This is a genomic window from Clostridium polynesiense (assembly GCF_000820705.1).
GTDB lineage: Bacteria > Bacillota > Clostridia > Clostridiales > Clostridiaceae > Clostridium_AA > Clostridium_AA polynesiense.
In genome coordinates this window covers 108,865-122,974 of sequence record NZ_CCXI01000012.1, presented here as the reverse complement: position 1 = coordinate 122,974, position 14,110 = coordinate 108,865, and the positions used below count along the sequence as shown (strand labels likewise).

At 33.2% G+C, this 14,110-nt stretch carries 15 protein-coding genes and 1 pseudogene; 4 read left to right on the top strand and 12 right to left on the bottom strand.

The features are described from left to right. Positions 1 to 257 precede the first annotated feature (257 nt). Positions 258 to 983: an MBL fold metallo-hydrolase gene (locus TA89_RS02260; RefSeq protein ID WP_040210470.1), complete on the bottom strand. Its 726-nt coding sequence runs from the start codon at positions 981 to 983 to the stop codon at positions 258 to 260. Between the two features lie 237 nt (positions 984 to 1,220). Between TA89_RS02260 and mntR the strand changes: the two genes are divergently transcribed. Continuing rightward, on the top strand, positions 1,221 to 1,688 hold the full coding sequence (gene mntR, locus TA89_RS02255; protein WP_040210469.1) for a transcriptional regulator MntR: 468 nt from the start codon (positions 1,221 to 1,223) through the stop codon (positions 1,686 to 1,688). A gap of 66 nt (positions 1,689 to 1,754) precedes the next feature. On the opposite strand, the gene TA89_RS02250 is transcribed toward mntR, so the two are convergent. Both TA89_RS02250 and TA89_RS02245 read right to left on the bottom strand, forming a co-directional pair. After that, a complete protein-coding gene (locus TA89_RS02250; protein ID WP_040210485.1) occupies positions 1,755 to 2,243 on the bottom strand; it encodes a QueT transporter family protein in 489 nt (162 codons plus the stop codon). Positions 2,244 to 2,573: 330 nt separating this feature from the next. After that, complete coding sequence (locus TA89_RS02245; RefSeq protein ID WP_040210468.1) at positions 2,574 to 3,854, bottom strand: uracil-xanthine permease family protein; 1,281 nt, start codon at positions 3,852 to 3,854, stop codon at positions 2,574 to 2,576. 467 nt (positions 3,855 to 4,321) lie between these two features. Between TA89_RS02245 and TA89_RS02240 the strand changes: the two genes are divergently transcribed. Continuing rightward, on the top strand, positions 4,322 to 5,632 hold the full coding sequence (locus TA89_RS02240) for a dicarboxylate/amino acid:cation symporter (RefSeq protein ID WP_040210467.1): 1,311 nt from the start codon (positions 4,322 to 4,324) through the stop codon (positions 5,630 to 5,632). Positions 5,633 to 5,689: 57 nt separating this feature from the next. Here the strand turns inward: TA89_RS02240 and TA89_RS02235 are convergent, their stop codons facing one another. From TA89_RS02235 to TA89_RS02205, 8 genes and pseudogenes are all read right to left on the bottom strand, one after another. After that, positions 5,690 to 7,345 carry a glutamine--tRNA ligase/YqeY domain fusion protein gene (locus TA89_RS02235; protein ID WP_040210466.1) on the bottom strand — a complete coding sequence of 552 codons (1,656 nt, stop codon included), beginning with the start codon at positions 7,343 to 7,345 and terminating at the stop codon, positions 5,690 to 5,692. Positions 7,346 to 7,446: 101 nt separating this feature from the next. Then, positions 7,447 to 7,827: a RidA family protein gene (locus tag TA89_RS02230; protein WP_040210465.1), complete on the bottom strand. Its 381-nt coding sequence runs from the start codon at positions 7,825 to 7,827 to the stop codon at positions 7,447 to 7,449. Positions 7,828 to 7,990: 163 nt separating this feature from the next. Further along, positions 7,991 to 9,112, bottom strand: a complete 1,122-nt coding sequence (mnmA, locus tag TA89_RS02225; RefSeq protein ID WP_040210464.1) for a tRNA 2-thiouridine(34) synthase MnmA — start codon at positions 9,110 to 9,112, stop codon at positions 7,991 to 7,993. 25 nt (positions 9,113 to 9,137) lie between these two features. After that, the gene (locus tag TA89_RS02220; protein ID WP_040210463.1) at positions 9,138 to 10,022 is read right to left on the bottom strand and encodes a tRNA 2-thiocytidine biosynthesis TtcA family protein; all 885 of its coding nucleotides are present in this window, start codon (positions 10,020 to 10,022) and stop codon (positions 9,138 to 9,140) included. Positions 10,023 to 10,027: 5 nt separating this feature from the next. Continuing rightward, positions 10,028 to 10,306, bottom strand: coding sequence for a hypothetical protein (locus TA89_RS02215; RefSeq protein ID WP_040210462.1), 279 nt, complete (start codon positions 10,304 to 10,306; stop codon positions 10,028 to 10,030). A gap of 483 nt (positions 10,307 to 10,789) precedes the next feature. Beyond that, on the bottom strand, positions 10,790 to 10,951 hold the full coding sequence (locus tag TA89_RS19230; RefSeq protein ID WP_423219492.1) for a GNAT family N-acetyltransferase: 162 nt from the start codon (positions 10,949 to 10,951) through the stop codon (positions 10,790 to 10,792). A 71-nt stretch (positions 10,952 to 11,022) separates the two neighbouring features. Further along, on the bottom strand, positions 11,023 to 11,517 hold the full coding sequence (locus TA89_RS02210; protein ID WP_040210461.1) for a nucleotidyltransferase domain-containing protein: 495 nt from the start codon (positions 11,515 to 11,517) through the stop codon (positions 11,023 to 11,025). A gap of 23 nt (positions 11,518 to 11,540) precedes the next feature. Further along, a pseudogene (locus TA89_RS02205) lies at positions 11,541 to 11,901 on the bottom strand (IS1595 family transposase); the annotation flags it as partial. A 392-nt stretch (positions 11,902 to 12,293) separates the two neighbouring features. On the opposite strand from TA89_RS02205, the gene TA89_RS02200 reads away from it, so the two are divergent. After that, the gene (locus TA89_RS02200; protein ID WP_040210460.1) at positions 12,294 to 13,001 is read left to right on the top strand and encodes a cytochrome c biogenesis CcdA family protein; all 708 of its coding nucleotides are present in this window, start codon (positions 12,294 to 12,296) and stop codon (positions 12,999 to 13,001) included. A gap of 90 nt (positions 13,002 to 13,091) precedes the next feature. Further along, complete coding sequence (locus TA89_RS02195) at positions 13,092 to 13,715, top strand: TlpA disulfide reductase family protein (RefSeq protein ID WP_040210459.1); 624 nt, start codon at positions 13,092 to 13,094, stop codon at positions 13,713 to 13,715. A 144-nt stretch (positions 13,716 to 13,859) separates the two neighbouring features. Here TA89_RS02195 and TA89_RS02190 read toward each other — a convergent pair whose 3' ends face one another. After that, on the bottom strand, positions 13,860 to 14,093 hold the full coding sequence (locus TA89_RS02190; protein ID WP_082023812.1) for a glutaredoxin family protein: 234 nt from the start codon (positions 14,091 to 14,093) through the stop codon (positions 13,860 to 13,862). Positions 14,094 to 14,110: the final 17 nt, after the last annotated feature.

Genomic DNA, 14,110 nt, shown 5'->3' with positions numbered 1-14,110 from the left:
GCTTTATTGGTTATTATTACTTCAGCCCCAAGGCACCTTTCCAATATTTCCTCTTCCTCGGTTCTATCATATATACTAACTTCACCAAATTCTTTGAATTTATCCCAACTTAAATCTCCTGGATTTAATGCATATCCATCTAATATAACTACTTTCATTTATTACCTCCTGAAAAACATTTAAGATTATAATTCTTTTTTTTCATATTCTAATCCTTTTTTATTCATATTAACAATATATAAATTTTTTGCCTTTACTTATAATAATATAGATAATCCTGAATAAGCCAGAATTATTTCATTTTCAAAGACCTTAGAGGCGGCCTCATAAAGATCTTCGTGATTTCCATAGGGAGGAAGATGGGATAAAACTAATTTCTGCGCTTTTGAATTACTGGCTAAAAGCCCAGCCTCTGAAGCTTTCATATGACCGGGAACCTCTATATCCTCATATAAGCTGCTTTCGCTTATAATAACTGAGCTTCCCTTGGAAAACTCCGCTAATTCATCAAAGTACTCAGTGTCTCCCGTATAAATGATGCTTTTATTATTAGAAGCAGCCTTAATGGCAATACATCTTTTTGAGTGTTTTGTTTCAATAAAGCTGAAATTAATATCCCCAATAATTAAATTTTCATAAGGATTTATCTCCATACCATAACAATAAGGAGAATAATCTAATTTCTTAAAATTCTCCTTATCCCGTAACGCAAAAATTGGCAGAGAGTGTTCTCTTTCATTCAGTTTTGTAAGCATCATGGCAGAATATTGAAGAATAGGAATATCTGCAGTATGATCTGCATGATAGTGTGTTAATATTACCGCTGTAAGCTCTTTGATATCCACATATTTCTGAAGTGAGGATATAACACCTGAACCGCAATCTATAAGAACCTTAGTTTTACCTTCTTCTAAAAGATATCCAGAAGTTGCTGCCCCCGCCTTTGGATAAGTACCGAAGTAACCTATAACTGTAATCTTCATCAAAAAACCTCCAAATATCATTATTGCTTCTATCTATAATTTACCACATTTGCTAAGCTTAAAAATTAATAATGTAATATAAATATTTTAACTTTTTAAGACCTAAAGTAATATTATGTACTTAACCCATCAATACACATTATTTTATATTAGAGAGGACAATATTCTTATTTATAAATTTTTTATGTTTATTATCATATAATTAAATATAACAATATTTAAAAGGAGGTTAAGAGTATGGAGGACAAAACCTTTCATACCTTTACAGAATATCTTAAAAAAGATTCTAACTCACTTACACCATCTATGGAAGATTATCTTGAAATGATTTATAGGTTATCACTGATCAACGGCTTTGCAAGAGTCAATGAGCTGGCAGAAGCTCTTAATGTACAACCTCCTTCCTGCACAAAAATGGTTCAAAAACTTTCAGAAGCTAAATTCATTAAATATGAAAAATACGGGGTGATAATATTAACTCCTTACGGAAATGAATTGGGAAACACACTGCTGGAAAGGCATAATATAACAGAAAAGTTTTTAAGATTAATAAATGTTAAAGAAGAGAATATACTGACAGAAACAGAAAAAATTGAGCATACTCTAAGCCTTGAAACCTTTAATTCTCTAAAAAGCCTTGTGGAATTTTTATCTGATAACCCAAATGTATTAAAGGAGTTTTACAAGTTCTTAAGCTGCAGGTGATTACTCTTCATCTTGTGCAGCTGAATTTTTAAAAAAGCCTGTATAAATAATCTACAGGCTTATAATCTATTTTTTAAATTTTATAACTTCCAGCACCGGACTTCCCCTATTGATTAAATATTTAAATACAGGGTACCCCACTAATGTAACCACTGCAAATTCACCAAAGGCTACCCAAATAGCAGCATACATAAAAGGTATGTTGGCAACGTAGTTAAGCATTGCTCCTATAAACAAGCCATTAATCAATGCAGGCCATATAGAAGCTAAAAGTAAATTCTTGGTTCTGCTTATCAAGAAAACAGCAATGAAGGTAGCAGCAGTTCCAACTATCATATCAATCCATCCCACCGTACTTATAATATTTGCAAGTATACAGCCTAAAACTAAGCCAGGTATATATGCAGGGCTTATAAATGCAAGCAGGGTTAATATTTCTGAAACTCTAAACTGAACTAATCCATAAGACATAAATCCGAAAGCGTAGGTAAGAATTGCATATAGTGCAGCCACAACGGCGGTTTTTACTATAAAATCTACATTTTTATTCTTCATAATATCACTTCCTTTTTTATTCTTAAGTTTAATTGCATAAAATAAAGAGGTATGAATCATACCTCTTTACGGCCAAAAACACAGAGAAATAAAAAGCTGTCTTTTTAAAGACAGCCATCGTAAACAAAGTAAAAAAACTTATCCATGTGTTTAGATAAACATGCCGTAGTTTTATTTTAAGACAGGAGGCTTCCGAACTGTCTAGGATATTCAGTTACTTTAATTATATATTTTAAAATTAAATAATGCAAGATTTATTAACGAAAAAATACACCCCCAAACATCACCATTTGGAGGTGCATTTCTATATCAATTTGGACTTATCTAAAGCTATTTACTGCTTTTTTTGCTCATCTTTGAAATAAAGCTTATTACTAAATTTAAAGTTATACCAACTATAGCTGCAAAGCTTAATCCGCTGATTGTTACTGTTTCAGTTATTGGGATTCCTACAGTTAAACCTGTTGCCTTCTCTATATAAGGTCCGCCAATACCTACTATGATTATCGCTGCCATTATTACAGTATTGCTTAGGTTGAATTTAACCTTATTTTCCTTTATGGTTCTAGCTCCTACTAAGGCTATCATACTGAAAAGCATAACGCTTATGCCTCCCATTACAGGTGTAGGTATAGTTCTGAGAACACCTCCGAATTTTGCTACAAAGCCCAGTATTATTGCAAATATTGCTGTTATTCTAAGTATAGATGGATCATAATTTTTAGTTATTGCAAGAACACCTGTATTTTCACCGTATGTGGTATTTGCAGGTCCCCCTATTAAGGAAGCAACTGCTGTAGCAAGACCGTCTCCTAACAAGGTTCTGTTTAAACCCGGATCTTCAACAAAGTTTTGTCCGCATACCTTACCGTTGGTGGTTATGTCTCCTATATGCTCCATAAATACTGCTAGTATTGCTGGTACTATTATCATTATTGCTGCCGCATCAAACTTTGGCAATGTGAAGGCTGGTATTGCAAAAAGTGGAGCTTCTTTGATTACTGCAGTATCTACTAACCCCATATTGAAGGATATTATGTATCCTATAGTTACTGCTATCAAAATAGCAACCTGCTTTAAAAATCCTTTTGCAGTGAAGGTTATAGTTAATGCTATACCAAGGGTTATCGCTGCTATTAGAAAGTTATTTGAAGCCATATCCAAGGCAGTAGGCAGTAAGTTTAAACCTATTACTATAATCATTGGACCAACTACATGGTCTGGCAAAACATTTTTTATTCTTTCCATTCCTATTTTTTTAATCAGGAAGGAGAAGATTACATAAGCTAATCCTGCTATTAGCATACCGCCCTGAGCATAGGTTAAATCACCGTTATATGCTTCTTTTACCGCTAAAATTCCTGGAATGAAAGCAAAGGATGAGCCTAGAAAAGCTGGAACCTTTCCTTTAGTACAAAGGTGAAATATCAGTGTACCTATGCCTGCTGTAAAAAGTGCTACAGAAGGGTTCAATCCTGTTATCATAGGTACTAAAACCGTAGCCCCGAACATTGCCACAAGATGTTGAAGTGCAAGTACATATCTTTTAACTTTTGATAAGATTAAATTTCCTTGTTTTTCTTGAGTGTTAACCGCTATATTTTGCTGCATAAAAAAAACCTCCTCTAATTTTTCATTATGAGGAGAAAGCTCACTTTCTCCCTTATTAGCCTCTCTGTGCTAATTTAAAAGGTATCGGTTAGTCAAAAATAAAAAACTTCCTGTCTACTGACAAGAAGTTATAAAAATCACGCTAATAAAACTTTTTTCTTGCCAGCCTCTCCGGACTGATTTAAAGACTAACTTATCTTTCTTAAGTATTTTATCACCTACATCAATGAATTACAATAGATTTTTTAAAAGTTTTGTATTTATTTTTAACATTTACTTGTAATAAAAATAATATTATGTAAATTACTTACTAAATGTTATTGACTAAAATTTAGTAATGAATTATAATTTTTATTAAATTGGTTTGTTTTAACAATTTAAATCCATGCTTCAAAGCATATATTGAACTTTAATAATTATCTTCACTAAATAAATATGTATCCATTAAACATAGGAGGAATATAATAATGTACGTAGGTTTAATTTTGTCAGCATTAATCTTAATGCTTTTAGTTTTTTTGAGAAGAAAAAAAGTTTCCTTTAGTATAAGAGTATTTTTAGGTATGGCCTTGGGAGTTTTAATAGGAATGTATTTTAAAGAAGAAGCTATGTACTTGGAACCTTTGGGCAAAGCTTATATTAATCTTATTAAAATGCTGGTTATTCCTTTAGTTATATCTTCTATTATAACCAGCATAACATCATTAGAAGATACTAATCAGCTGAAAAAGATAGGTGTTAAAACACTGTTTTGGCTTGTGTTTACTACCTTTCTAGCATGTATAGTAGGACTGGCAGTTGCTTTAATATTAGATCCCGGAGCAGGAGTAACCTTTGTTCCTGATGCAAGCTTTAAGGCAAGGGAAATCCCCTCCTTTACTAAGGTTCTTTTAGATATGGTTCCTTCAAATACTGTAGCTGAAGCTGCTGAAGGGAAGGTTATCCCTGTTATAATCTTTGCACTGATGGTTGGAGTTGCTGCTTCTATTGAAAGCGACAAACATTCAGAGCTCATAGCTCCTGTAAAAAACTTCTTTAAAGGTTTTTCCCAGATTATGTTCAGAGTAACTAAAATGGTGTTAAAGCTCACTCCTTACGGAGTCTTTGGATTAATGTCTACTGTGACATCAAAATATGGACTTGCTACCCTTCTTCCTTTAGGTAAATTGATATTAGCAATGTATGTAGCCTGTATCCTGCTGTTTGTAGTGGTTTATTCACCCCTTTTAGCCTTTGTAGCAAAAGTAAATCCAATTAAATTTTTTAAAAAAATCTATCCTGCTCAGTTAGTTGCTTTTTCAACCAGAAGTTCTTACGGAACTCTGCCTGTTACTATTAAAAGCCTAACGGATAGAGTAAGAATTTCTGATAAAATCGCTAATTTTGTAGCCCCTATGGGTGCAACCATGGGACTGAATGCCTGTGGAGGCATATATCCTGTTATGGTTGCAATATTTGCAGCAAGAATATTTAATATCCCAATGCAGCCAATTCAATATGTTCAGCTTATACTTATCACTACCGTTGCTTCCTTCGGAACTGCAGGAGTACCGGGAACCGCTTCAATAATGGCTACGGTAGTCTTAGCGGCTATGGGACTTCCTCTTCAGGTAGTAGGTATGGTATTAGGGGTGGATGTGATTATAGACATGGCAAGGACTGCAACTAATATAACCGGAGCCTCAGTGTCTGCCCTTTTGGTTGCAGCTTCAGAAAATGAATTTAACAGAGATTCCTTTAATAATGATGCAGACGACCCATTAGAATTAAATATGTAATATAAAAAGCATTGCCTTTTTTAATTTTAGGCAATGCTTTTATTTACATTAAATAAGTTATTTTTTAACTGCAAAAGAACTTTTTAAAGATACTATCCTGTTAAAAACAGGTTTCTCCTTTGTAGTATATTTATAGTCTACATTGAAATAGCCGTGTCTAACAAATTGGAATTTATCCTGAGGCTTAACATCCTTCATATCAGGCTCTACAAATCCCTGTAATACCTCCAAGGAATCAGAGTTTATACATTCCAGGAAGTCTTTGTTATCTTCCTCATTTTCCAATAGTATAGGTTCAAACAATCTAAATTCTGCAGGCACAGCATGGGATGCAGAAACCCAGTGTAATGTTCCCTTGACCTTTCTGCCGGTGAATCCTGTTCCGCTCTTGGTTTCAGGATCATAAGTGCAGTGAATTTCAACCACTCTGCCATTTTCATCCTTTATAAAATCAGTACATTTAATGAAATAAGCGTGACGAAGTCTTACTTCATTCCCGGGAAATAATCTAAAGTATTTTTTCGGAGGATTTTCCATAAAATCTTCCTCTTCAATATATATTTCTCTGGAAAAAGGTATCATTTTTGTACCGGCTTCAGGATTATCAGGATTAACTTCAGACTCCAGCCATTCTACCTGACCTTCAGGATAGTTTGTTATAACCACCTTGATAGGTCTCATAACAGCCATGCTCCTTGGTGCCTTTTTATTTAAATCCTCTCTTATAAAATGCTCCAGCATCTGTGAATCAACAACGCTGCTTGCCTTTGCCACCCCTATTTCTCTGCAGAAATTCCTAATGGATTCAGGGGTATATCCTCTTCTTCTTAATCCTGCAATAGTAGGCATTCTAGGATCATCCCAGCCATCCACTATCTTTTCATCTACAAGAAGCTTTAATTTTCTTTTACTCATTACTGTATTTGTAAGATTTAATCTTGCAAATTCTATCTGCTGAGGTTTAGATTCCATTTCACACTCTTCTACCACCCAATCATAAAGAGGTCTGTGATCTTCAAATTCTAAGGTGCAGATAGAATGAGTTACTCCTTCAATGGCATCTTCAATAGGGTGAGCAAAATCATACATAGGATATATGCACCATTTGTCTCCGGTATTGTGATGTTCGGCATGAGCAATTCTGTAGATTATGGGGTCTCTCATATTTATGTTAGGAGAATTCATATCTATCTTTGCTCTTAACACCTTTTCTCCGTCTTTAAATTCACCTTTTCTCATCCTTTGAAACAAGTCCATATTCTCTTCTACAGATCTGCTTCTGTATGGACTTTCTTTCCCAGGCTCAGTTAATGTTCCTCTGTAGTTTCTTATCTCTTCAGGTGTCAAGTCGCATACATAAGCCTTACCTTTTTTTATTAAAAGTACTGCTCTATTGTACATTTCTTCAAAATAATCAGAAGCAAATAATAGTTTATCCCACTGGAATCCAAGCCAATGAACATCTTCCTTTATAGATTCCACATATTCTGTATCTTCTTTTATAGGATTTGTATCATCAAATCTTAAATTTGTTTTACCATTAAATTCATCTGCAAGTTCAAAATTCAGAACTATGGACTTCGCGTGACCTATATGCAGATAACCATTAGGCTCAGGTGGAAAACGAGTTATTATATCACTATGCTTTCCTGATTCTAAATCTTCAATCACTATATTTCTGATAAAGTTTGATGAAGTAGGTTTATTTTCCATTTTTTCTCCTTTCTGTAATTGCATTTTATGTCTATAATATTGAACATTTTATTAATATAACATAATTTTTGCGTATTTTCCATTACCTTCAAAGATAGTTTTTAATCACATAAAGCTATAACTTCTATTTCCACTAATGCATCTTTAGGAAGTTTTGCTACCTGAATACAGCTTCTAGCTGGAGGATTTTCATTGAAATAGACGCTGTATACCTCATTCATGTCGGCAAAATCATTCATATCCTTTAGAAAAACTAAAGTTTTAACCACCTTTTCTAAGGAAGAACCAGCTTCCTCCAATATAGCTTTAACATTTTCAAGACACTTTTCTGTAGCTCTTTTTATTTCTGTTTCTATCTCTCCGGTTTCAGCATCCATTGGAAGCTGACCTGAAGTATAAATTACATTTCCCATTTTAATTCCCTGTGAATATGGTCCTATAGCTTTTGGAGCCCTTTCTGTTTTTATTATCTGCTTATTCATAATTAACCTCCTAAAAATATTTATATAAAAGTAAATATAGTAATCAGCTGTAATTTATATATACAGCTGTTAAGGTTATATCATATCTTTATTCTACTTTATAATTGTAACATATAATTTAGTTGCTTTGTAAAACAACTTATAATAAAAGCCAGTCATTTGACTAGCCTTTAATATAATTTTGAAGCCTATTTTTGTTTTTATAATATTCTTCAATAATTCCTCCGCCAAGACATTCCTCACCGTCATAGAAAACCACTGCCTGCCCAGGTGTAATAGCTTTTTGAGGCTCTACAAACTCTACTATTGCGGAATTTTTTTCTTTAATATGCACTATGACCTTCTGATCAGGCTGTCTGTATCTGAACTTTGCTGTACATTCAAAGCTTTGAGATTTAGGCCTATCACTTATCCAGTTAATATCTACGGCCTTTAACCCAAAGGAATAAAGAGCTTCATTCTTTTCACCCTGCACCACGTATAAAATGTTCTTTTTTAAATTCTTATCCACTACAAACCATGGTTCTCCCTGACCACCGATTCCCAGTCCTTTTCTCTGTCCCAAGGTATAATGCATAAGACCTACATGCTCTCCTTTTATTTCTCCTTCAGGTGTCATTATAGGGCCTGGCTTAGCCGGTAGATAGTTATTTAAAAACTCTCGAAAATTTCTCTCTCCTATAAAGCAAACCCCTGTACTGTCCTTTTTAGTTGCAGTAGCAAGCCCTTCCTTTTCTGCTATTTCCCTAACCTGAGGCTTAGTTAAATGGCCAATTGGAAATAAGCTTTTTGAAAGCTGACTCTGATTCAGTTCACATAAAAAATAGGTTTGATCCTTATTATTATCTACACCTCTTAAAAGCTTGTATTCTCCATCTATATAATCCACCTGAGCATAGTGTCCCATGGCAATATAATCAGCACCTATTTTTAAAGCAAACTCTAAGAAAGCTTTAAATTTAATTTCTTTATTACACATTACATCAGGATTAGGTGTCCTTCCCCTCTTATATTCTGAAAGAAAATACTCAAAGACTCTATCCCAATATTCCTTTACAAAGTTTACTGTGTAATAGGGTATTCCAATTTGATCGCATACCCTTCTCACATCATCATAATCATCTGCAGCGGTGCAGACCCCATCATCATCTTTTTCATCCCAGTTTTTCATAAAGACGCCCACCACATCATAGCCCTGCTTTTTAAGTAAAAGTGCAGCTACGGAGGAATCTACTCCTCCTGACATCCCTATTACCACCTTAGTATCCTTTGGTTCTTTTTTCATTTTATATTTTCACCCTCTACTATTCCTATTCTAATCCTTCAGGTGCATCTTCATCATAAAAGTCTAAGTAGGAATATTGTTTTCCATCTTTCATCCAGCCTAATATAGATTCCATATTAACGTTTTGAGCAGCCCTGAATATAGATTTTTCAATCTGCGGAAAATTTTCCTTAAGTTGTTTTATCATAGCTTTAATTTCATATCTCTTATTTCCGATTCTTTTTGCAGCCACCATGCATGCGCAATTCAGCGGCCATATTCCGCTGTTTTGAGTGAATCTCTGTATATGCTGCTCTTCTATATAGTACATTGGTCTTATAAGTTCCATGCCCTCAAAGTTTGCAGCTTTAAGTTTTGGAAGCATGGTTTTAAAGTTACCTGCATAGAGAATATTTAAAAGAGTAGTTTCAATAACATCATTAAAATGATGTCCTAAGGCAAGCTTATTGCATCCCAGCTCCTTAGCTTTAGCATATAGAGAACCTCTTCTCATTCTGGCGCACATGTAGCAGGGATAATCCTTTGCTATTTTGTCTACCACTTGGAATATTCCTGATTCATATATTTTAACCGGTATGTTTAAATATTCGCAGTTATCAATTAAAAGCTTTTTTATATCTGGATGATATCCGGGATCCATGGCAATATACTCAACCTCAAAATTAACCTGCCCATGCCTCTTAAGCTCCTGGAAAAGCTTTGCCATTATAAGGCTGTCCTTTCCTCCTGAGATAGCAACAGCTACCTTATCTCCCTCTTCTACAAGGTTATATTCCTTTATGGCCTTTATAAACTTTGACCAAATACTCTTTTTATATGTTTTAACAATGCTGCGTTCAATTTCCGCCAGCGGCTTTCTTTCATTGAAAGGCACTAAAATATCGCAGCCCTTGCCAGCTATACTATCCAAAATTATCACCTCTTATTGATATTTTTATCCTCAAGTTCTTCAATGATGAATTTATCGAAATCTATATCCTCTATAAAGTTATTTTCATTAAAAGCGGTTTTTGAAATCCTATTATATTCATTCAAGTTTTTATTAAGCCAATAGGGTTTTTCTATATCAAACCTGTGGCATAATTCTGCAATGGCCGCCTTCAGTCCCGCCTGATAATTGTCCTTAACCTCAAGAGGCACAGTATCATTTTTAATTATCTTGTTATTTTTAATTATTTTGCCCCATAATCTCATAAACCTGCCTCCTTTTATCTCTAAGATACTATATATTCTATAACTACACAATTATAAATTAAAAACAGATTAAATTCAAACTATTAAAAGATAATTTAAAATTAAAAATGCAAAATGAAGGGGGAAACTCCGATAGGAGTTTCTTAAATTATATTTAAAGAAATTCCGGAGGAATTTCCTCCTTCATTTTAAATCTTATACTGTTTCTTCAAAACCTGTATTTGTATAATGTTGATATTAGAAACTATTTTAAAAGTCCAGCAAAAATTTGCTGGACTTTATTTATTAGCAATTTATAATTGAGTATTAAGTTATATAAATATTAAACTCAATATCTGTAATTATATATAATTTCGTCCTTCACTTCTGGCTCCTCAGCTCCAATACTCTTATATAATCCACATGCCGCTTCATTGCTTTTATTTGTAGGAATCCAAATCTTCATTACTTCATTTAATTCTCCATCCTCAATAATTTTATCAATTATTTTTTTGCAATTCCCATTTTTCTATAAGATTTCAATGTGCCTATTTCATATAAACAAATCATATTCTTTGTGGTATCAAGCCGTCTTTGAATATAGGCAATTGCATAAGCAACTACTTTCTCCTTTATTGTTGCAGCATAAAAACAATTTTCATCTATAGATAAAAACTTTTCTATTGCTTTTTTGCTAAAACAACATCAATTGGAACTATCAAATTGGAATTTATTACTTACTTGTATTCATTCGGAACAGGAATATCAAATCTCTCACACAATAGTTTTTCATCATGTACATCATTTTCATCATGCTCATAGCCCAAATGAAATAATACTTGATTTTCAGCATCAATACATCTTACCACTTTAGCACCTATTTTCCCAATACCACTAAACACCTCTGGGGGATATGCTTCTCCTTCAAAAACAATATATCCTTGTTCGTTGAATTTAAATATATGAAGGTCAATTATCCTATCTTTAGTATCCTTCCAAACCGAGTGAGATGTGGTTGTATATGATTCTGTAACTTCAGCAAAGCCGTTTTCTTTTAATATTCCAATAAACTTTTTACTGTTACTTTCTTCCACAAATAAATCAATATCATTGTGTGCTCTTGTTTCCACTTCTAATAGCGCATCTACTCCCCAACCACCATCTATCCAAATGCTAATCCCATTTTCTTCAGCATATGTTATTATCTCGATAGCATCTGTTTTATTTACCATTCAATCCCTCCGTTCTAATTACTATTTATCCATTTCTTTAATTTGCTGTGGACATCAATTATGTGCTGATATGGTATATTCCTTCTTTATGCTTTCCTCTTTTTATACACTTATATTCTAATGAAAAATCATGGGCGAACTGAACATACCTCTTATGACTATCAGTACAAAGGATAGAGTTATCCCCTATACGCCCATCATAGAGCCTTTCTAATTCCTTGTGTGTCATTCTACCTTTACATATTAGTTCCATGATTAAATTACCCTGACTATTAATTACAGTTGCTATACATACTTGTTCGTTTGATATACCTCTCTTTTTAACCTGTTTCCCCTCTTACGAGATTTTCTTGGCATTTTAGAAGACTTTATTCCTTTGAAACTCAAGGTTGAAACTCCTACCGGAGTTTCTTAAATTATAATTTAAAGAAATTCCAGAGGAAATTCCTCCTTAACTTTTAATTTTTAATTCTTAACTTTTCATTACCTTTTCACATTTTTAATTTTTAATTATCTTTATGTATATTTTCTCCAAATAAAAATATAGTAATAATAGTGCAATATTTTTCTTCAAAAACAATATACCTCCCATCGGTATTTTAAGGTATTATTATTTTACAATACCAAATTTTAATAATTTAAAAAATATAGGAACGAAATAATAACTATTAAATAATATTTTTTACTTTTCTGTAATTATAATTATCTTTATGTTATTATTAATTTAATAAAAAATATCCACATTTAATAAATGACATTTAAAAGAAGGTGATTAAGTGAATAGTATACCACTATTTTTAGCATTCTCCGCAGGATTGATATCTTTCCTTTCACCCTGCGTTTTACCTTTAGTTCCTGCTTATGTCAGCTACATGACAGGAGAATCTGTTCAAGGTAATGAAGGCAGCACAAATAAATTTTATATATTGTATAAATCTTTAGGATTTGTTATTGGGTTTTCGGTGATTTTCGTAATCATGGGAGCTTCTATAACTTCTTTAGGAAGATTATTCATTAAAAATCAGATGATTTTTAAAAGAGCAGCGGGTATTTTAATGATAGTTTTTGGTCTCCATACCTCCGGTCTTTTAAAAATAAAATTCTTTTCACAGGAAAAGAAACTTATGAACTTTGGAAATACCAGAGGAACCTTTGGATCTGTATTAATGGGGATGGCTTTTGCAGCAGGCTGGACTCCCTGCGTTGGACCTATACTTTCTTCCATTTTGGTATATGCAACCAGCATGGACACCGTAAGTAAAGGTATTATTCTCCTCACATTATACTCTTTAGGTCTTGCTGTTCCTTTTGTATTAACCGCTTTAGCAGTGGATAAACTTTCCGCCAAACTTCCAAAGGTAACAAAGCATTTAAAGGTAATATCTATTATAAGCGGATTAATGCTTATCGCATTAGGAGTTCTGATATTTACCAATAAAGTAGGCTTATTAAGCAACTACTTAGATTTTATAGAATTCTACTAACTCCAAATATATATACCTTGGGAAAATCTTAAACATATTAAATTTTCAATCACAGTTATTTAAATTTTGATTTAAACGGAGAGTGGCTTTATGAAAAAATATATAATTGCTCTTGGAGTAGCTGTTTTAATCGGCGCATCCGCTTTTACCGTATACACTTATAATAAAGGTTTGAAGGAAAAAGAAGCTGCAGAATTAAAATTAGCTGAAGAAAAGAGAGCTGAAGAAGAAAGAAAAAAAGAAGAACAAAAAAGCAATGAAGAATCCAAAGAAAAGGAAACTCAGGAGAATGGCTCAAAGGATAACAAAGAAGCAGCCTCCGATTTCAAATTGAAGGATCTAAGCGGTAAAGAGGTTTCTCTCAGCGATTTTAAGGGAAAAAAGATATTTTTAAACTTCTGGGCAAGCTGGTGCCCTCCCTGCAAAGCTGAAATGCCTGACATGGAAAAGCTCTATCAGGAAACTAAGGATTCAGACTTGGTAATTCTCGCTGTGAATATTGGTGAAGGAAGACCTACAGCAAGCAAATTTATAAAGGAAAATAAGCTGAATTTCCCTGTGCTTTTAGATGATACTACAGCTATAGCATTAAAGTATGAGGTGGCTTCTATCCCAACCTCTTACTTTATAGATAAAGACGGTAACATTTCTGCAAAGCATATAGGAATGATGTCTTATGAAAAAATGAAATCCTTTGTGGATAACATTAAATAAGATATATAAAAGTAAAAGCTATCCCAAAAAATGGGATAGCTTTTACTTTTAGAAACTATCATGATTTTTAAATAAATTTATATTCTTGTTTCTAATATGCAGGTTTTACAATATAGTTTTTATTTCAAACTTTCAATCACTGCATTACATTTCAAGAAGCCTGTCGATATTTTCTTTATCGAATCCAACGATAATGTCACCGTCGATATCTACTACCGGTACTCCCCTTTGTCCTGATTTTTGAATCATTTCCATTGCTGCATCATAATCTTTCGATACATCCTTTTCCTGGAAATCAACATTTTTAGATTTTAGGTAAGCCTTTACCTTATGACACCAAGGTCAAGTTTGTGTAGTATAAACAGTTACATTTCTCATAAATAATACCTCCAGTT